The sequence below is a fragment of the Aequorivita sp. Q41 genome (assembly GCF_039831855.1).
Classification (GTDB): domain Bacteria; phylum Bacteroidota; class Bacteroidia; order Flavobacteriales; family Flavobacteriaceae; genus Aequorivita.
In genome coordinates, this window is the sequence record NZ_JBDPMS010000001.1 from 385,557 (window position 1) to 406,842 (window position 21,286).

Here is a 21,286-nt window from a genome sequence, read left to right on the forward strand (position 1 = left end):
CGCAACCTTAAAGCCCCCTTTACTAAAAGGAAACTCCACGAAGGTACTTTTACGACACATAATTCTATAAACCTTAAACCCCTTAAAATGAAAAAAAGATTCCTTTTCCTTAGTTTACTAATGTCCGTGGTTACGGGTTTTAGCCTCGCAGCTAAAACAGTAAAAAAAGATACTTCTATTATAAAAACAACATGTGTTGATGGAGCCTCAACGAATGTTGCTGCTAATGGCGTTTTTCCTATTCCTACCTTGAGCGAATGGAAATACAATGATACTGGTGTAGATCTAGGCACTGCCTGGAAAGAAATAGCCTTCGATGATTCTACTTGGTCTTCTGGAAACGGAATCTTCGGTTATGGTGATGGTGTAGAAACTACAACCTTAAATTTTGGCCCAGATCCAGACCATAAATACCCAACGTATTACTTCAGAAATACTTTTGAAATAGTAGATGCCTCAGCATTTATCGATCTTATATTTGATGTACGTCGTGATGATGGTGTTGTGGTTTATGTAAATGGTACAGAAGCTTTTCGTATGAATATGCCTACTGGTGCAATTACCTATAATACCCGTGCCTCATCAACTGTAGGGGGTTCTGATGAATCTACATATTTTAGAGAAGCAACAGCAAATTTGTTGGTAGACGGTACAAATGTTATTGCAGTAGAGCTTCACCAAGCATCTGCAAGCAGTAGTGACCTTGGCTTTGACATGGCGGTAAGCTCAACAGTTGTCCTTCCTCCTTTAGAGCCTACTCCGTACCCTGTAGCAAAAGATAGCCGTTGGAGGTTTTTGGACGATGGCACAAGCCTTGACGCCGTTAACTGGACAGAACTTGCTTACGATAATTCTGCTTGGGCTAATGGTCATGGCACCTTAGGATATGGAGACCCTGTAAACACAAACATCTCTTTTGGCCCTAATTCAAATGATAAATACATTACATATTACTTCACAAAAGACATTGAAGTTGATCTTACAACTGTTGCGGATTTTGTAGAATTTGGTATGAAAAGAGACGATGGCGCTATTGTGTATGTAAATGGGGTAGAAGTTTTTCGTGACAATATGCCTGAAGAACCAACAGACTACCTAACAACTTCTTCGACTATTATTGATGGAATAAATGAAAACATTTATTTCACACAACAACTCCCAAAAAGTGTTTTTGTAAACGGTATAAACCGTATTGCTGTAGAAGTTCACAACCGCGATGGACACAGTTCTGACCTTCGTTTCGACATGTACATTAAGGATGCGCCGCAACTTGCTGTAGACTGTTCAGCTGCACACATTGCTTGTTTTACTTCAATAGTACCAACAGGGCAAACCTCAAATATGATTATTCCTGAAGAACACAACTTTCAACAAATTTTAAAACAAGGTAGTGCATACACTATTGGAGGGGGAACGGTTCCTGGAAACCACGATTTTACAGGGTATATTGCTACTAACGGAAGCAGTGAGCTAGGTCGCCTTTCAGTAAATCATGAAAATACACCTGGTGGAGTTTCCATTGTTAATCTTCATTTAGATGATGCCACAAACCTTTGGGTACTTGACGATACACAAGCTGTAGACCTTTACAACAATGCTTTAGTAACTACTACTAGAAACTGTTCTGGCGGAATTTCTCCTTGGGGCACAGCAATTACTGCTGAAGAAAGCACAAGCGCTGGCGATGTAAATGGCGACGGGTACCAAGATGTAGGTTGGCTTGTAGAAATTGACCCTGTTACCGCACAAGTTAAAGATTATGGAAATGGGCAAGAAAAACTTTGGGCAATGGGCCGAATGAACCACGAAAATGTAGTAGTTAGCAACGACCAAGTTACCGCCTACTATGGCGAAGATGGTGGAACAGACTGTGTGTATAAATTTATTGCAGACACCCCTGGCGACCTTACTTCAGGTACTGTTTACGTTTTAAAATTAGACCTTCAACTTTCTGGAAACGACCCTAGCTCGGCAACTGCTACTTGGATTGAAGTTCCAAATACGACACAGGCAGACCGCAACAACCTTTCATTGGTTGCAGGGGCACTTGGTGGCACAGATTTTAATGGCGTTGAAGATTGCGAAATTAGTCCACTAGATGGTAAGATATACTTTACTTCAAAAGGAAAAAACCGTGTGTATAGATTTAAAGACGATGGCAATACAGTTTCAGAATTTGAAACATTTGTGGGTGGAAAATCTTACGATATAGATACTGCTCAAGGTGTATTTACAGAACCTTGGGGCAACGGGAACGACAACCTTACTTTTGATGATCAAGGAAATCTTTGGGTATTAGAAGATGGTGGTAACAATTACATCTGGGTGGTTCGTCCAGATCACACACAGAGTAATCCAAACGTTTTGTTACACAGTTCTATGCCTTCAGGCTCTGAGCCAACAGGACTTACCTTTACTCCAGACTTTAAATACGGGTTTTTCTCCGTGCAGCATCCAAGTGGCAGCAATACATCACAACAAGATGCTACCCTAAACAATGTTACTTTTAATGCTTCAGCAACAGTAGTTTTTGCATTACGTGAGCACATTGGAATTCAAAAACCATTAGCAGATTTTATGGCAGATAATGTAGTAATTAAGGAAGGGGAAACAGTAAGCTTTACTGATTTAAGTGAAAATACTCCAGATTCTTGGAATTGGACGTTTGAAGGCGGAATCCCTGCAACTTCTTCAGACCAAGCTCCTGTAGTTACCTACAACACTCCAGGCGTTTATGATGTTTCGCTTGTAGTTTCAAACGTTGCTGGAACTAGTGATGCGGCTTTAAAATCTGACTATATAACTGTGGAAGAAATTCTAGGTGTTGGGGAGAATACACTTCAAAACTTAACACTTTATCCAAACCCAACAAAAGGAAATGTTACCTTGGAATTGAACGCAACTAATTCTGGTAAAACGATCAATATTGAAGTGTTTGACATCTTGGGAAGAAACCTTTATAACAACACTGCCGAAACTACTGGTGGAAACCAAAAAATAGCTATAGATCTTTCTAAATTTACAGCAAACTCAGATGTTTTGATTATGAAAGTTCAAATTGATGGAAAAACGGGTCAATTCAAAATACTGACAAATAAATAAACCGTCTAGAAAACCCAAAAAGGACTGGTAGTTTCTACCAGTCCTTTTTTTAGTTTATAATAACTCTTAAAAAAAACACTAATGGCTCAACCCTTAAAAAAGGAGTTTTTTAAAACCCTTATTTTACTTATTATAACTTTTGGATTTTATAATTCGGTTTTAGCGCAAAACGCCAATCCGTTACAAGAAGCCGTTTATGGAAGCATCCATGATGCATTGACAAAAGATAAAAAAGCGACCCAATTAAATTTGCGTGACCATCATGTTTTTTATGTTTCAGATTCTATAAAAGGGTTAAAAAATCTTCGGTTTATAAATTTAATGGGAAATAATCTGGAAGTACTAAATGATGGGATTTTCACATTAAAAAAATTGGAAGTACTTAATTTAATGCTCAACGCGCTTAAATATATTCCTAAAAAAATAAAGAATCTTAAAAAATTGATTCGATTAAATCTTTCAAATAATGAAATTGCAGAACTCCCTTTAGAAATCGGCACGTTAAAAAAACTTAGATTTTTACACCTTTCTTTTAATTATATAACCTTAATTCCAGAAAACATCAATGCTTGTAAAAACCTTGAAGTTTTAGAGCTTGACAACAATCAATTAAGTTATATGCCAACTACATTTTTTGAACTTAAAAACCTAAAAACACTTAACTTAGGTTTCAATCAATTTAATGAATTTAATGAAACTTGGACCCAATTAAAAAAACTAGAAGAGCTGAATTTAGAGCACAATCAATTACAACTTATTCCCAACGAAATTGGCTCGCTTCAAAACTTAAAATCCCTTATTTTAAACGATAATAAGCTTAAAACCTTACCAGAGTCTATTACACAATTAAAAAACTTAGAGCTGTTTATACTTACCAACAACAATCTAAATAAGCTTCCCCAACAACTTGAAAAACTTGAAAAACTAAAAACTTTAATAGTAATTGGAAACCAATTTACTACTTCAGAAAAAAGCAGAATAAAGAACTTATTACCAAATTGCAGCATCTATTTTTAAAAACTATACCGTTAAGCTTCCAACTAATTCTTCTTTAACCTTAATCATTAAGCAATAACCACTACTTTTGCGGAAAATATAAACCGTGAATTACCTTTCTGTAGAAAACATATCCAAATCTTTCGGGATGCGGGTTTTATTTGAAAATATATCCTTTGGAATTAACGAAGGACAAAAAATAGGGTTCGTTGCTAAAAACGGAACTGGAAAAACTTCCCTGCTTAATATAATTGCCGGCAACGATAAAGCAGATACTGGGAATGTTGTTTTTAGAAAAGGGCTCAAGGTTGCCTATCTACCGCAAGAGCCAGATTTGGACCCAGCGCTTACTGTAGAACAAACTATTTTTTCTGCTGAAAATCCAATTCTCAAAATAATTGAGAATTATGAACATGCCCTTGAAAACCCAGACGATTCTGAAGCCTACCAAAAAGCCTTTGATGCCATGGATGCAAACCATGCTTGGGATTTTGAAACACGCTACAAACAGATTCTATTTAAACTAAAAATGGATGACCTGCACGCAAAAGTTTCAACCCTTAGCGGTGGACAAAAAAAACGTTTGGCCTTAGCAAATGCATTGCTTACTACACCCGATTTGCTGATAATGGATGAGCCTACCAACCACTTAGATCTTGAAATGATTGAATGGTTGGAAAATCTTTTCGCCAAGGAAAATTTCACACTTTTTATGGTTACCCACGACCGGTATTTTCTGGAACGTGTTTGCAATGAAATTGTAGAACTTGACGAGGGAATTTTATATAGCTATAAAGGAAACTATAGTTATTACCTTGACAAACGTGACGCCCGGATTGAAACTGAAGCCACTGAAACAGGGAAAGCAAAACAACTTTTCAAGAAAGAGCTAGAATGGATGCGCCGCCAACCGAAAGCGCGAACTACCAAAAGTAAAAGCCGGATTGACGACTTTCATGAAATAAAAGACCGCGCCAGCAAGCGCCGTAACGACCACCAAGTACAATTAGAATTAAACATGGAACGCATGGGTACGAAGGTTGTTGAACTCCATAAAATTTCAAAATCATTTGAGAATAAAAAAATACTAGATAAGTTTGAATACAACTTTAATCGTGGGGAAAGAGTTGGTATTATTGGAAAAAATGGAACAGGAAAATCTACCTTTTTAAATATTCTTACAGGTACTTTAACACCTGACTCTGGAAAAGTAATTGTAGGGGAAACCGTTAAATTTGGATACTATACTCAAGCCGGAATTAATATAAAAGAAGGTCAAAAAGTAATAGATGTAATTCGCGCATATGGCGATTATATTCCGTTGAAAAAAGGGCGCCAAATTTCAGCTTCGCAACTTCTAGAACGTTTTCTTTTCGACCCTAAAAAACAATATGATTTTGTTGAAAAACTTAGCGGAGGGGAACGTAAACGTCTTTATTTATGTACTGTGCTTATCAAAAATCCAAATTTTTTAATTCTTGATGAACCCACCAACGACCTTGATATTGTTACCCTAAATGTATTAGAAAGCTTTCTGTTAGATTTCCCTGGATGCTTATTAGTGGTATCTCACGACCGTTATTTTATGGATAAAATCGTGGATCACCTTTTTGTGTTTAGAGGAAATACAGAAGTGGAAGATTTCCCAGGAAATTATTCCGATTTCAGAGCCTATGAAGACAGTAATATTCAAGAAAGACGAGAAGCAAGTGAGGCTGCCCCAAAGGAAAAAAAAGATTGGAAACAAGACGCTAACGCTGTAAAACTTAGCTATAATGAACAGAAGGAATACAACAAATTAGAAAAAGAAATAGCCAATTTAGAAAAAGACCGCGAAGCACTTCAAAATAAATTTGCAACTGAAAATTGGGATGGCACTGAGATTGACAAACAATCTATAAAACTTCAGGAACTAATAGACAAGATTGAATCGAAAACGGAGCGTTGGTTCGAGTTGTCTGCTAAAATGGGATAATGGTTGATGGTTGATGGTTGATGGTTGATGGTTGATGATAAAATTCTTTTTCACTATACGCTACTTCTTATTTACTTTTTTTTTTGCAATTACTTATAATTTTTAATTTTAAGGTTTTAACTTTTAGATGATTCATCAATCAAAGAGCTTTATAAAATTCATTCGGCTTTCTAAAAACAAGCACGGTGTACACTCTCCTTTTGTGTATAATTTGGTTACAAAATGCTTTAATGATAAAACCAACTATCCTGAATACACTCTTTTAAAAGCACATAGAAAAGCCCTGCAAAAAGATGCTTCAGTGATTGAAATGAAAGATTTTGGGCAAGGTTCGCGCGTTTTTAAAGGCAACGCCCGAAAAGTTTCTGCAGTCATAAAAAACGCAGGAATGAAAAAAAAGCGTCAAAAATTGTTGTTTAGATTGGCCACTTATTTCAAAACTGAAAGTGTTCTAGAATTAGGCACTTCTCTTGGCTTGGGAACGACTGCACTTTCGGTTTCAAATGAATTTAGTGCGATACACACTGTGGAGGGCTGTCCCAACACCTTAAAAAAAGCACAAGAATATTTTGAAAAATTCAACTTTCATAATATAGAAATTCATCAAAAATTATTCAATGCGTATCTTTCTGAAAATACTTCGGAAAAATTCGACCTTATTTTCATTGATGGCGATCACAATGGCGAACGGACTTTAGGCTACTTTAAGTCACTATTAAAAAATGTACACACTAATTCAGTTATCATATTTGATGATATCTATTGGAGTAAAGAGATGACCGCGGCTTGGAATCAAATAATCGCTCATGAAAAAGTTACGGTAAGCATTGACACGTTTCAATGGGGAATGGTATTTTTTAGAAAAGAGCAACCAAAGCAGCATTTTACATTACGAGTTCGCTGAGTGTTAAAATATTCTTTTCGCATTTCAAGAATTACTTTTCTCCTTAAACTTTGACCTACATTTGTAACATCCCACGTACCTTTGCGTCCTATATAGCATATTGAAAAACGCCTATGAGCTTAGTAATTAAAATTCGAAATATCACTCGGGATTTTCCATTGGGAAATGAAATTGTAAAAGTTTTAAAAGGAATTGATTTAGATATTGAACGCGGCGAATACGTTGCATTAATGGGACCTTCAGGTTCAGGAAAATCAACATTAATGAACCTTTTGGGATGCTTAGACACTCCTACTTCTGGTAGCTACGAGCTTAACGGGAGTGATGTGAGCAATATGACGGATGATAACTTGGCTGAAATTAGAAACAAAGAAATAGGCTTTGTTTTTCAAACTTTTAACCTTCTTCCACGAACTACAGCGCTTGAAAATGTTGCACTACCAATGATTTACGCAGGGGCATCAAAAGCCGAACGCACCGAACGCGCAATAGAAGTTTTAACAAATGTTGGTCTAGCAGATCGAATGGACCATAAGCCCAATCAACTTTCTGGAGGGCAAAGACAACGTGTGGCGGTTGGTAGAGCTTTGGTAAACAAACCTTCCATTATTTTGGCAGATGAACCTACAGGAAACTTAGATTCAAAAACTTCATTAGAAATTATGAGTCTTTTTAATGAAATCCATAAAGCTGGAAATACCGTAATACTCGTTACTCACGAAGAAGAAATTGCCGATAATGCCCATAGAATTATTAGACTACGCGATGGTGTGGTTGAAAGTGATACTAAGAAAAATGTAATGAGTAGTTAAAAAAATTATTCATTATTCATTTATCTTTGAAGTATGAATCTTGACCTTTCAAACCCTATAATCTTAATAATTGGCGGAATATTTCTGTTAGCCCTGCTCTATTTTTGGAACAAATGGAATACCAACAACCAAAGACAGCGAAAGCAAAAAAGTTTTCGCAATAATTATTACGAACGAAAAAAAGAACGGGAGAAAGAAATTGAGCAATAGGCAGTTGCAGTTAGCGGTAATTGTATTACAATATTCTTAGGGTTATTTGTAAATTTGAAGCAAAACCTCATCCCTAAAATCAAAAGATTACTATGAAAATATACACCAAAACCGGTGATGCAGGCACTACCGCCCTATTTGGTGGTACGCGCGTTCCCAAACACAACATTCGTATAGAAAGTTATGGAACGGTAGACGAACTTAACTCATACCTCGGCTTAATCCGCACTCAACAAATAGACCCGCGAAGCAAAGAAATATTGGTTCACATTCAGGATAGGTTATTTACCCTTGGCGCTATCTTGGCTACCGCCCCTGAAAAAGAAACATTAAAGAACGGTAAAGAACGCCTTAACATTCCAAAAATCGATGAAGAAGACATCACCCTTCTAGAAAAAGAGATGGATGCAATGAATGATGCGCTGCCACCAATGACACATTTTATTCTTCCTGGCGGAAACACTACCGTGTCATATTGTCACATTGCACGTACTATATGTCGCAGAGCAGAACGCCGCACAACGCTTTTAAATGAAAATGAGCCAGTTGATGAAAGAGTCCTAAAGTATTTAAACCGACTATCTGACTACCTATTTGTGCTGGCACGAAAATTGTCCAAAGACACAAACGCGGAAGAGACGCAATGGATACCCAAAAAACTATAAATCACTTCCTCTATAAAAATTTACAGTGTTTGATTTTCAAGCACTTACACAAGTTCTTTAAAATATAGCAGAAATAATTCGGATTTTTCTTGACTTTTTAATCTAAAAAATTACTTTTGCAGAAAAATAAAACCTAACGTACTATGTACTGGACATTAGAATTAGCATCTTATTTAAGCGATGCGCCCTGGCCCGCAACCAAAGACGAATTGATTGATTACGCGATCAGGACCGGTGCTCCACTGGAAGTAGTGGAAAACCTTCAGGCAATTGAAGACGAAGGAGACTCTTATGACTCTATTGAAGAGATATGGGCAGACTATCCTACAGACGACGATTATCTTTGGAATGAGGATGAATATTAATCCCAAGATTTTGGGAAAACATTTAAAATAATATAAAAAGTCTCTTTTAAAGGGACTTTTTTTTATTTAAAAAATAGTGTAGAAACAAAACTACCAATACAGAATACTTTAATTATTCGTGTATGGGTGGTAAAATATTATTCAGAAGTATAATTACTATATCCTGAAAAAACTGAATTGACAAAATAGTGCTGCATAGCAACACTTCAAAATAACACACACATCATGGGATTATTAGACAATATATTAAAAACGTTTGTAGGCGATAAATCAAAGAAAGATATAGGCGAAATACAACCGTTAGTTAACGAAGTAAAAAAACACGAAGCCGTACTCGAAAAACTCTCCCACGATGAGCTTCGCGCAAAGACAGATTATTTCAAAAAAGAAATAAAAGATGCTCAAAAAGATGTTCAAGACCAAATTAATGCACTTGAAAGTCAATCGGAAAACGAGCAAGACATCAACAAAAAAGAAGATTATTACAACCAAATTGACAAACTTAAAGACGATCGCTACGAAATAGAAAAAGCGACGCTTATTAAAATACTCCCAGAAGCCTTTGCTGTAATGAAAGAAACAGCAAAACGTTTTAAAGAAAACCAAACCATAACTGTTACAGCAAGTCAGTTTGACCGTGAAATTTCTGCTACTAAAGAATATGTAACGCTTGAAGACGACAAAGCGATCTGGCAAAACTCATGGAATGCCGCTGGTAAAGAAGTAACCTGGGATATGGTGCATTACGACGTACAGCTTATTGGTGGGGTTGCACTTCACCAAGGGAAAGTTGCCGAAATGCATACAGGAGAAGGTAAAACCTTAGTGGCTACGCTCCCTATGTATTTGAATGCCCTTGCGGGAAACGGAGTTCACCTTGTAACTGTAAACGACTATCTGGCAAAACGTGATAGCGCGTGGATGGCGCCCTTGTTTCAGTTTCATGGCATGACAGTAGATTGTATTGACAACTACACTCCCAATTCTTCAGAACGTAGAAATGCATACTTAGCAGATATTACCTACGGAACAAACAACGAGTTTGGGTTCGATTACCTTCGTGATAATATGGCACATGCCCCGAATGATTTGGTGCAACGCCCACACCACTATGCAATTGTAGATGAGGTGGATTCTGTTTTAATTGATGACGCACGTACACCGCTTATTATTTCTGGTCCAGTTCCAGAAGGGGATCGCCACGAATTTAATGAGCTAAAGCCAAAAATTAATGATATTGTTGAAGTTCAGAAAAAATACTTAAACGGGGTTTTGGCTGAAGCAAAAAAACTTATAAAAGAAGGCGATGCTAAAGAGGGTGGTTTTCAGTTGCTTCGTGCATACCGTGGACTTCCTAAGAATAAAGCTTTGATTAAATACCTTTCTGAAGAAGGGGTAAAACAAATTCTTCAGAAAACAGAAAATCACTATATGAGTGATAACAACCGCGAAATGCCTAAGATTGATGCGGAACTTTATTTTGTCATTGATGAAAAAAACAACCAGATAGAACTTACCGATAAAGGTGTAAACTATCTTTCTGGTGAAAACGATCCAGATTTCTTCGTAATGCCTGAAATTGGAACAGAAATAGCCGAAATTGAGAAAAAAGGACTTCCGAAAGAAGAAGAAGTTGCTCAAAAAGAAGAACTTTTCCGTGAGTTTTCTGTAAAAAGTGAACGTATCCACACCATGAATCAACTGCTAAAAGCCTATACGCTTTTTGAAAAAGACGATCAGTATGTGGTAATGGAAAACAAAGTGATGATTGTAGATGAGCAAACGGGACGTATTATGGATGGTCGCCGTTATAGCGACGGTCTTCACCAAGCAATAGAAGCCAAAGAAAATGTAAAAATTGAAGCCGCTACTCAAACATTTGCTACGGTAACCCTTCAAAATTATTTTAGAATGTACCGCAAGCTTTCGGGGATGACGGGTACTGCGGTAACAGAAGCGGGTGAACTTTGGGAAATCTACAAACTAGATGTGGTAGAAATACCAACCAACCGCCCTATAGCACGTCACGATCGCGAGGATAAAATTTACAAAACCAAAAGAGAAAAATACAATGCCGTAGCCGAAGAAGTAGTTGCCCTTTCACGCGCAGGAAGACCTGTACTTATTGGTACTACTTCCGTAGAAATTTCTGAATTGTTAAGTAGAATGCTCAGCATTAAAAACATTCCGCATAACGTATTGAACGCAAAACTTCACAAACGCGAGGCAGATATTGTTGCCGAAGCCGGTAAGAGTGGTATTGTAACTATCGCTACAAACATGGCGGGTCGTGGTACAGACATTAAGTTGAGTGATGAAGTTAAAAAAGCGGGAGGTCTTGCTATAGTAGGTACAGAACGTCACGACAGTAGACGTGTAGACAGACAGTTACGTGGTCGTAGTGGTCGTCAAGGAGATCCAGGAAGCTCACAATTCTATGTTTCACTGGAAGATAACTTGATGCGGCTCTTCGGAAGTGATAAAATCGCAAAAATGATGGACCGTATGGGCTTAAAAGAAGGCGAAGTTATCCAGCACAGTATGATTTCAAAATCGATTGAGCGCGCACAGAAAAAAGTGGAAGAAAACAACTTTGGGGTTCGTAAAAGATTGCTGGAGTATGATGATGTAATGAATGCACAACGGGAAGTAGTTTACAAACGTCGTTACCACGCATTATTCGGCGACCGCCTTCGCGTAGATATTGCAAACATGATTTTTGACACTGCCGAAGTAATTGCCGAAAGCAATAAAATGGCGCAGGATTACAAAAACTTTGATTTTGAATTGATTCGTTTCTTCTCTATGAGCTCTCCTATTTCTGAAAAGGAATTTGAGAAAATGGATAGCAAAGAAATTGCTGGAAAAGTATATAGAGCCGCATATCTTCATTATCAAGATAAAATGACTCGTAACGCTGAAATGGCTTTCCCAGTAATTAAAAATGTGTACGAAACACAGAAAGACAAATACAAGCGTATTTTAGTTCCTTTTACTGATGGTGTAAAAACCTTGAACGTTGCTACAGATCTTGAAAAAGCATACGAAACTGAAGGAAAGCAATTGGTAAACGATTTTGAAAAGAATATTACACTTGCTATTATTGACGATTCTTGGAAAACGCACCTTCGTAAAATGGACGAGTTAAAACAATCTGTGCAGCTTGCGGTTCACGAACAAAAAGATCCATTGCTTATTTACAAGTTTGAAGCTTTTGAGCTTTTTAAAGCAATGATCGAGAAGGTGAACAAAGATGTTATTTCCTTCTTGTTTAAAGGTGAATTACCACAGGAAAACCAACAACAGATTCAAGAAGCACGTGAGGTAAAACGTAAAGAAAACCTAAGCGAGCAGAAAGATGAAATCCCTAATATGGATGAACGCGCTTCACAGTCGCGCGCAGCTGGCAACACACAACGCCAGCAAGTAACTGAAACCATTACACGCGAACGCCCAAAAATAAACCGTAATGATAAAGTAACCATCAAGAATGTGATGAGCGGCGAAAACAAAGAAATGAAGTTTAAACAAGCCATCCCATTGCTTGATAAAGGCGAGTGGGTTTTGGTAGATGAGTAAAATCATTTTAGAAATAAATAAAAAATCCCGAAGTAGTTACTTCGGGATTTTTTTATAAATAAGCTATCTTTAATCCAAATTGAAAGTCATACTTTAATCAACTTGAGCAATGCAAAAAATCTTTATAGAATTTAAATGGGCTATAATTTTTACCATTACCATCCTTTCGTGGATGTTGTTAGAAAAAACACTAGGATGGCATGAAGAACAAATTGCAGACCATCAATGGCTTACCTTGCTTTTTGCGCCCTTTGCTATTTTTATGTATTTATTAGAAATGCGCGAAAAAAGAAGAAGGGTTTATGCAGGAAAAATGACTTGGTTGCAGGGATTTATTTCAGGACTTATCTTGAGTGTTTTTATAAGCCTCCTTTCACCTTTAGCACAATTTATAACGCACAATTACATTACTCCAGAATACTTCAATAACGTAATAGAATACTCCGTAACCAACGAATTGATGTCGCGCACTAAGGCTAATAACTATTTTAATATAAACAACTATATATGGCAATCAGCCTTTGGAGCACTCGGTTTTGGAATTGCAACTGCCGCAATAGTAGCTATTTTTGTTCGGAAGAAATAAAAATAGCAACGATAAATATTTCAAATTAATTAATACTTAACTTTGTGTATCTTGTTACTTCATTTCACAATTTTATGCGCTTTTTAGTAGTTTTTTTCTTCTTCGGATGTTTTTTCACTAAGAGTTTTGCTCAAAATAGCGATCAATACTCCGAAATACTACTTGAAGCTGAAAACATATTGTACACCCAACCACAAGAAGCTCTTAAAATTGCCGAGCACTTAATTCAGAAATCGGAAAATCCCCAACAACGTATTCAAGCCTATCTACTCACTGCTGGCTCATATTATGCTATGGGCAAATTTGACGATGCTACAAAAGCAATTATTGAAGCTAAAAAACTAGCTGAGAATTCAAAAGATATGGAAATGCAGATTAAAACATCCATCTCTTCTATTCATTTGTTGAATTTTTTAGGAATGAATTTAATTGCCGAAGAATACTTTTTTAGAACTAAACATATTACAGAACAAGAAGAAAATAATAAAGTTGCCCCTTATATAGAAGCAGGCTTAAAATTGATTAATGCTGATAAAAACCTTCAGAAAAATGAGTATCAAGTTGTTTTAAAAAATCTTAAAGATGCAAATATTTTTTTTGAAACATCAGACGATTATATTTTGCAAAATGAAACAAGAGCAGCAATCATAGAAACCTATTTAAATGCTTCGCATATAGATAGTGCGCAGCATTACTTTAAAACCATCCATAAAGATACTTTTGGAGAGTACCCTAATAACTATATCAATATGGTTTTACAAAACCAATTGGGGCGATTACATTTTCTTAAAAAAGATTATTCTAATTCTATTGCTTCCTATAATAACGCGCTTGAAATTTCAAAACGTATAGAGAATAAATACTACGAATCTAAAATTATAGAAGGGCTTTCCGCTACTTATTTAGCTTTAGATGAAGCTTCACTATTCTATGCTAACAAAACCAAGAGTGCTATATTGGCTAATGAAGTAGAAACTGAAGAGGATAAAGCCGTTAATTCTATTTACAATTATATTAATTACAATCACACCACAAGAACAGACCAAACTAAACAGAAGTACCAACAAAACATTCTTATTCTGGGAAGTATTCTATTACTTATTCTCCTGTCGTGGATTATTTTAAGATATAGGTATAACTATAGAGCTAAACAATATGAAAACTTTATAAAGTATTTTCAAGACAAGCAAAAACCAAAAGAAGTAATTGTTGTAAAAGAGGTTTCAAAAACTTTAAACATTCCAAAGGAAACAGAAGAAGCATTAATACAAAAGTTAAATCAATTTGAAAATTCTAAACAATTTACAAAACAAGACATGTCTTTAGCCTTACTAGCTTCAAGCTTCGACACCAACACCAAATATCTTTCAGAGATTATAAACACTCATAAAAACAAAAACTTTAATAGTTATATAAACGAGCTTCGTATAAATTATATAATAGACAAATTAAAAAATAACAATACCTACTTACAATACAAAATAAGTTATTTAGCAGAAGAAAGTGGTTTTTCTTCACATAGCAGTTTTGCAACAGTTTTTAAGACAGTAACGGGTATCCCACCTACCGTATTTATAAACTTATTAAGCGCTAAAAAGGCAGTTTCAAAAGCAAATAAAACAGCATATGAAGAGGTGCAGTAAACATATAAAACTATGTTTTTTTATATACTTTTTAATCCTTGCACCTGTGGCACAGGCGCAAGAAGATATAGATAGCATCGTTATAACAGCTAGAAAGCAAATTTACGAAAACCCAGACAAGGCTATTCAGCTAGCGCAAACAGTTTATGATTACCCCAATGTTTCAGTAAATAATAAGATTAATTCTTTACTTATTATTTCTACCGCATATTCCTCAAAAAGAGATTATAAAAAATCTTCAGAATACGTAGAGCGTATAAAGGAACTATTTCCAGAAGTAGATAATAACAAGACTCGAATGAATATCCTAAACAGGATAGGAGGGCATTATCAAGAACTTCAGATATACGACAAAGCTATAGAGTACCTAGACGAATCCTTAATTTTGATTGAAAATTACCCTGAACAAGATTCTATTCAGTCCTTTTTAGGGTATAACGCTACATTACGAGGCTTTATATATCGCGAACAAATGAATTGCGATATCGCTATAAAGTATTTTAACAAAGCGATAGAAGCCTATGAGAGTATTGTTGAAGCACATATTAAGAAAGCAAATTTGAGTATTTGCTTGTACAATAAAGGCAATTGTCTCTTATCGCTCGGGAAAATAGAAGAAGCTAAAACTAGTTTTTTAACAGCTATAGCATACGGTAAAGATGTAGATGCTCTAAGTCTTATTGCTTTTGGTAAAAAAGGATTAGCAGAAGCTAAAACTCTTGAGGGAAATTACAATGAAGCTATTACACTTCTAAAAAAAGCAAATACTATTTCGGAAAATGTAGGCGACCTTATTTTAAATAAAGTTATTTACGAAGCACTTGCTAATAATTACCTTGCATTAAATGATTGGGAAAACTACAATTACTATCACAATAAATACAGATCGCTTCAAAAAGAAACGAAAAATGCAGAACGAAAAAGTGTCAATCAATCCATTATAAAATTAACTGAGACAAAAGCAAAGGAAATTGAACAGTTAAAAAACAAATACAAACCCATTCAAATAGGTTTATTAATTTTTATTGCAATAGCGCTTTTTGTGTTAATTCGTTTAATTTTTTCTGGAGAAAAAAGGCTAAAAAAACTTCAAAGAAAGCTAAAAACATAGCCTAAAACCTAAAAACACTCTTCCTTTTCACTTAAACCTCATAAATATTTCAAACAACTGATAATTAACATTTTACAGTGTTTTTATGCTTTTAAAATTCACGAATTTTAAAAGATACTTCCTTTTATTATAGTATAAGCCCTCTTACTTTAGCTTCAACAATTATTCAATAAATCTATTTAAAATGAAAAAAAAATTATTTCTATTCTTACTTATTTGTGTTGTTAGCACAAGTAGCTTATTGGCTCAATTTGTAGTGAAGCCAACATTTTTTGAAACACATGGAGTTTCCAACGACGGTGTAGTTTCTGGCTATGTAGACCAAGCGGGACCGTATTCACTTTGGAGTCATGAAAATAACACATTCACACAAATTGGTGGGGCTGCTCCCGGGCAAGGTGTAGGTGGAGCTGTGAGATTTTCTGGCGATGGCAACCTTCTTTCTGGTACTACGTATCAAGACATTACGACCCCTACAGATTGGATAAAGTCTAACACAGGGTTTAATTATATTTTTAGAGGAATTGAATTTCCTGATAACCAAAGCTCTGTTGCATTTGCCGTAGGTGAATCCTCTACCTACAACGGCGATGGGATTGTTATTGTAACTTATGATGGTGGTGCTTCATGGACCGAATTATGGACAGGTGAAGACCAAGGGCTTGAAGCTATGAGTTTCCCTTCTCAAAATACTGGCTATGTAGGTGGATGGAACCAATACTTCGCAAAAACAACCGATGGTGGTACCACTTGGACTACCCAAACTCCAGTTCCTGATGTTTATATTTATACAGGAATCAAGTTTAAAGACGAAATGAATGGTGTAGTAACTGCACAAACCGATACTGGTGTTGCAGTATATCTTACAAATGATGGTGGCGCTACTTGGACCGCAGGTTCAGGTTTAACCGGTGTACCTTATAAATTAACCTATGTTAGTGGCAATACTTATTTTCTAGTTACTAACGGTGGCGATATACTAAAATCTACAGACAACGGTCTTACTTGGACTACCGTATTTACTGGTGGTGGTTTATTAGTGGGGATTGAATTTTACGATTCTATGACGGGTATTGCTACTGCAGAAAATGATGTTTTTAAAACAACAGATGGAGGTGCTACTTGGTCAAGTCAAGAAGTTATTGAAGGTGCAATATGGAGAGATGTTGCTTGGCTAGATGCAGACCACGTAACATTAGTTGGTACTCCAGAGTTAATTTTTGCATCAGAAGATGGTGGCGATACTTGGCCAATAAACAATATGGGGACTTCTACTTTAAACGAAGCTTTATACGAAGTTGTATTTACACCAAATGGTAGAGGTTTTATTATAGGATCTCAAGGTGTATTGTTTACAAAAGAACCTGAAACGAATACTTTTTCTATACAGTCTATGTATAACGTTGCCAATGATGAATGGACCGTTCTTGGGGGTCTTAATGCATCGTCGGATAACAATATGAGTTCCGGTTATAATATTTCTGAAGACGGAAGTACGGTTGTAGGTAGCGCTTATGTTGAGCCAACCCCAGGGCACCCAGGATTTGCTGTACACGCTACCGCTTGGACCGCTGCAGATGGTCTTGTTGATTTAGGGAGCCTTTTTACAACTACTAATAGAAGCACAAGAGCAAATGCTGTGAGCGCAGATGGTAATGTAATTGTAGGCTGGCAAGATTTTAATGGCCCTTGGAAATCGGCCGTATGGAGAAAAGATACTAATGGCAATTGGCTTCCAAATGAATACCTATTAGTAGACCCTAATGGTGATCCAACAGACCAAATGAACCAATTAGGTGAATGTAGCGCAATCTCTGGAGATGGAGTTTGGATTGGAGGTCGTGGTGACTTTGCAAATAATGACGAACCATATATATGGAGTGAAGCTACAGGTTATATCTCTCTAGGCACTTTAGCTCCTGGTAGCAGAGGTAACGTAACAGGTATAAACCACGACGGAAGTCTTGTTATTGGCTATTTTCAAGGAGGTCCATTTGATCCAAATATTCCATTTGTCTGGACACCAACAGCTGGTTTACAAGAGTTCAATACTTTTGTAACAGAAACTTTGGGTTATACTATGGCTGCAAGTCCAGTATGGGTGCCAAACTCTATTTCTCCTAATGGTAAGTATATTACTGGTTGGGGATACGACCCTACTATTGGTCCTTGGGGCGATTTATTTACTTACCGAGTACAATTACCTAGCGTTCCAACAAATGACGACTGTGTAGCATCAACTCCATTAGCTTGTGGCGATTTAGTTACTAACTCAACTATATTTGCTACAGACTCAGGCGGAAACGCCTCTCCAGATGTGTTTTATTCATATACAGGTTCTGGTACGCCAGAAACTATCACACTAAATGCTTGTGGTCCTGACACAAATTTCCCTACGACCGTTAGAGTTTATAACGATTGTACTTTGGCAACCCAAATTGCATTTAATGATAGCTCTTGTGTAAACCAAGAAGATTTAAATTTTGAGTCTGACGGCACAAGCACCTATATAATTATGATTGAAGGGTATGACGATACCAAATCTGGTAACTTCCAATTAGAATTAACTTGTGAAGACATATTAGGTGTGGGTGAAAATCAACTTTCAGATATAGCCTTATACCCTAACCCAGTTACAGATGTGTTGCAAATTTCAGCAAAAACACAAATAACTTCTGTGGCTATTTTCAATATAAACGGTCAGCAACTAGCAAAGATAAACCTCAATGGTATGCAAGGCGAAATAGATATGGCTGCTTATTCAACAGGAATTTACTTTGCGAAGGTAACTGCTAATGATACTGTTGGAACTTATAAAGTTATAAAAAACTAATCCCCAATTTAGAAGTTAACTTTTTATGGTTAATTCTGTGCTGCTCTCAAGCGATTGAGAGTAGCACTTTCTCTAGTTATAAAAAATCCCCCTTTATATAAAAAGGGGGATTTTTTTAAATCAATTTTCAAATGCATTACATAGTGATTTGCAGGGGTTGCTTTAGGTATTAAACCTACGTTGTGCCCACTGTTGTAATAGATAAAATAGCCAGCCTATTATTCCGCCAAAAGCCATACCCGTACTAACATCTAAGGGGTAATGAACACCTAGATAAATTCTGCTATAACCAGTCATTACTGCCCAAATAAGCAATAAAAAAGGCACGTATTTAAACCATTTTTGAAGACTTAATCCTAAAAAAACCGCTGCAGCCATCGAGCTTGCTGCATGTGCAGAAAAGTATCCAAACCTACCGCAACCATCAGCAACGTAACGCATATGTTCTTTTAGCTCTGCCACTTGGCAAGGCCGCGGGCGACGAATACCATATTTAAAAAGATTCGCAAGTTGATCAGTGGCGGTTATCATTAAAGCAACACAAACAATAATTATAAGCGTTCCTTTCAACCCATATTTCTTGTATATTAAATACAGAAGAACAGCGTAGATAGGAATAGAAGACCATTTTTCAGTTACAAAACGCCAAAATCCATCCCAAGAAGTGTTTCCTAAGTTATTTAGGAAAAGGAAAAGTTGGGTATCGTATTTTAGAAGTTCTTCAATCATTCTTCGTCGTAAAGGGCAATTTCTCTATCGTAAAATTCTGTAGCACCTTGAATTAAATTTTCAGCCTCTGCCTCCAATTCTTTTTGGTCTTCAGCATCAAAATCTTCCAACCATTCCACTTCATCATTTTCAAGATTAATAATAAAACGTGGAAACTCTGTATGTATTACGAAAATCGCCGTTGGAAAATCGCTGTTGTCACCTAATAAATATTTTGGAAAATCCATAGTATGATTGTTAATTGTTTGGTTGTAAAAATAAATATTCCTATCTCAATTCTTAGCCTTCTCCCCTCTTTTATCTTGACTCTTGTTTCTAATTATTCAATATCAATTTCTTCGAAAGATAATTAAATCTAATAACTAACATAATACCACTCGCTGAAAGCCCTGCCAGTAAACCGATCCAAATTCCCATGCTTTCCAATGAAGTATGCATACTTAAGTAATATGAAATTGGGAAGCCAATAATCCAATACGCTATAAAACAAATAACTGTAGGTATTTTCACATCTTGCATGCCGCGTAATGCGCCTAAAGCAACTACTTGTAACGCATCTGTAAATTGAAAAATAGCAGCAATAATCAGTAATTGTGCTGCAATAGTAACAACTTCAAGGTTATCGGCATAATCTACTACGCTATCAAAATCCAAAAATATTTTAGGTAAATCATTATTGAATATTATAAAAAATACTGCAAAAACCAAGGATAAAATACTCGTTAACAAGCCAATAGAAATGGCAACACGTCTTAATTCTTTAAAATTCCGAAGTCCTTTTTGGTTTCCTACGCGTATCATTGCAGCCACACTAAAGCCCATTGCCACCATAAAAGTCATAGATGCAAGATTTAAGGCAACTTGGTTTGCCGCTTGTGGATTTTTCCCAAGAATTCCAGAAAGCCATACTGCGGAAGTAAAAATAGCAACCTCAAAAAACATTTGCATCGCCGATGGAAAACCGAGTCCCAAAAGCTTCTTTAGCATTTTTTTGCTAAGTGTCATTATTTTAATCTGTGTAACAAAATAGTGAGATTTTTTGTCTCGGCTTAATAAATACCACAAATACCCCACCATAACTACACGAGAAACAAGCGTACCAATTGCTGCGCCAACCACCCCTAATTCAGGGGCGCCAAACTTTCCGAAAATAAACATATAGTTAAGCAATACATTTACCAAATTCGCTATAATCGTAGCATACATCGGGAAGCGCGTCATAGACATTCCATCGCTAAACTGCTTAAAACCTTGAAAAATTATTAATGGCACAAGTGATGCCGCCACTAAAGTTAAATAAGGCATCGCCAAATCCACAACTTCCGGTGGTTGCTTCATTACATACATCAAGGGTCTGGCTGCCATTACTACTCCAAAAAGCACAAGACCAAGCATTATGCATAAAAACAAACCGTGTTTAAAAGAAGACTTCCCTTTTTCTCGGTTTCCTTCACCATCGGCTTCAGCAACCAATGGAGTTATGGCAGTAGAAAAACCGACGCCCAGACTCATGGCTACAAACATAAAACTATTTCCTAGTGAAACAGCGGCAAGCTCCGCGCTTCCTAGCTGCCCAACCATAATGTTATCTACCAATGCCACTACTTGATGTCCCAGCATTCCTAAAATGACAGGTGTTGCTAATTTGGTATTGTATTTGAACTCTTTTGTGTAATCGCTAAATGCCAAACTAAAATTTTTGCGCAAAGATAGTTGTTGCTTTTTTTAAATATCTTAGTAAATCATAAAATTGTAGGAAGAAACGAGAATTTAATA

Annotated in this window: 16 protein-coding genes; 13 read left to right on the plus strand and 3 right to left on the minus strand. The window is 36.3% G+C overall.

Features of this window, described 5'->3' with window-relative positions:
* Positions 1–87: 87 nt before the first annotated feature.
* The 13 genes from ABJ955_RS01770 (at position 88) to ABJ955_RS01830 (ending at position 18,781) form a co-directional block, all read left to right on the plus strand.
* On the plus strand, positions 88–3,102 hold the full coding sequence (locus ABJ955_RS01770) for an alkaline phosphatase PhoX (protein WP_347372886.1): 3,015 nt from the start codon (positions 88–90) through the stop codon (positions 3,100–3,102).
* A gap of 81 nt (positions 3,103–3,183) precedes the next feature.
* Positions 3,184–4,119 (plus strand): leucine-rich repeat domain-containing protein, encoded by a 936-nt coding sequence (locus tag ABJ955_RS01775; protein WP_347372887.1) that lies wholly within the window; start codon positions 3,184–3,186, stop codon positions 4,117–4,119.
* Positions 4,120–4,204: 85 nt separating this feature from the next.
* Complete coding sequence (locus ABJ955_RS01780) at positions 4,205–6,073, plus strand: ABC-F family ATP-binding cassette domain-containing protein (protein WP_347372888.1); 1,869 nt, start codon at positions 4,205–4,207, stop codon at positions 6,071–6,073.
* Between the two features lie 127 nt (positions 6,074–6,200).
* Complete coding sequence (locus tag ABJ955_RS01785; RefSeq protein WP_347372889.1) at positions 6,201–6,977, plus strand: class I SAM-dependent methyltransferase; 777 nt, start codon at positions 6,201–6,203, stop codon at positions 6,975–6,977.
* 113 nt (positions 6,978–7,090) lie between these two features.
* The gene (locus ABJ955_RS01790) at positions 7,091–7,789 is read left to right on the plus strand and encodes an ABC transporter ATP-binding protein (RefSeq protein WP_347372890.1); all 699 of its coding nucleotides are present in this window, start codon (positions 7,091–7,093) and stop codon (positions 7,787–7,789) included.
* A gap of 33 nt (positions 7,790–7,822) precedes the next feature.
* On the plus strand, positions 7,823–7,999 hold the full coding sequence (locus ABJ955_RS01795; RefSeq protein ID WP_347372891.1) for a hypothetical protein: 177 nt from the start codon (positions 7,823–7,825) through the stop codon (positions 7,997–7,999).
* Between the two features lie 92 nt (positions 8,000–8,091).
* Positions 8,092–8,664: a cob(I)yrinic acid a,c-diamide adenosyltransferase gene (locus tag ABJ955_RS01800; protein WP_347372892.1), complete on the plus strand. Its 573-nt coding sequence runs from the start codon at positions 8,092–8,094 to the stop codon at positions 8,662–8,664.
* A 143-nt stretch (positions 8,665–8,807) separates the two neighbouring features.
* Complete coding sequence (locus ABJ955_RS01805) at positions 8,808–9,029, plus strand: DUF2795 domain-containing protein (protein WP_014782927.1); 222 nt, start codon at positions 8,808–8,810, stop codon at positions 9,027–9,029.
* 225 nt (positions 9,030–9,254) lie between these two features.
* Positions 9,255–12,608 (plus strand): preprotein translocase subunit SecA, encoded by a 3,354-nt coding sequence (gene secA, locus ABJ955_RS01810; RefSeq protein ID WP_347372893.1) that lies wholly within the window; start codon positions 9,255–9,257, stop codon positions 12,606–12,608.
* Positions 12,609–12,717: 109 nt separating this feature from the next.
* Entirely contained in the window at positions 12,718–13,194 is a 477-nt protein-coding gene (locus ABJ955_RS01815; RefSeq protein WP_347372894.1) for a DUF4199 domain-containing protein, read from the plus strand.
* A 74-nt stretch (positions 13,195–13,268) separates the two neighbouring features.
* Positions 13,269–14,837 (plus strand): helix-turn-helix domain-containing protein, encoded by a 1,569-nt coding sequence (locus ABJ955_RS01820; RefSeq protein WP_347372895.1) that lies wholly within the window; start codon positions 13,269–13,271, stop codon positions 14,835–14,837.
* 46 nt (positions 14,838–14,883) lie between these two features.
* Positions 14,884–15,948: a tetratricopeptide repeat protein gene (locus ABJ955_RS01825; RefSeq protein WP_347372896.1), complete on the plus strand. Its 1,065-nt coding sequence runs from the start codon at positions 14,884–14,886 to the stop codon at positions 15,946–15,948.
* 184 nt (positions 15,949–16,132) lie between these two features.
* The gene (locus ABJ955_RS01830) at positions 16,133–18,781 is read left to right on the plus strand and encodes a YCF48-related protein (protein WP_347372897.1); all 2,649 of its coding nucleotides are present in this window, start codon (positions 16,133–16,135) and stop codon (positions 18,779–18,781) included.
* Between the two features lie 162 nt (positions 18,782–18,943).
* Here ABJ955_RS01830 and ABJ955_RS01835 read toward each other — a convergent pair whose 3' ends face one another.
* The 3 genes from ABJ955_RS01835 to ABJ955_RS01845 form a co-directional block, all read right to left on the minus strand.
* Complete coding sequence (locus ABJ955_RS01835) at positions 18,944–19,510, minus strand: phosphatase PAP2 family protein (RefSeq protein ID WP_347372898.1); 567 nt, start codon at positions 19,508–19,510, stop codon at positions 18,944–18,946.
* Positions 19,507–19,737, minus strand: coding sequence for a hypothetical protein (locus ABJ955_RS01840; protein ID WP_347372899.1), 231 nt, complete (start codon positions 19,735–19,737; stop codon positions 19,507–19,509). The genes ABJ955_RS01835 and ABJ955_RS01840 overlap by 4 nt, the downstream gene beginning before the upstream one ends.
* An 88-nt stretch (positions 19,738–19,825) precedes the next feature.
* Complete coding sequence (locus ABJ955_RS01845) at positions 19,826–21,199, minus strand: MATE family efflux transporter (RefSeq protein ID WP_347374350.1); 1,374 nt, start codon at positions 21,197–21,199, stop codon at positions 19,826–19,828.
* Positions 21,200–21,286: the final 87 nt, after the last annotated feature.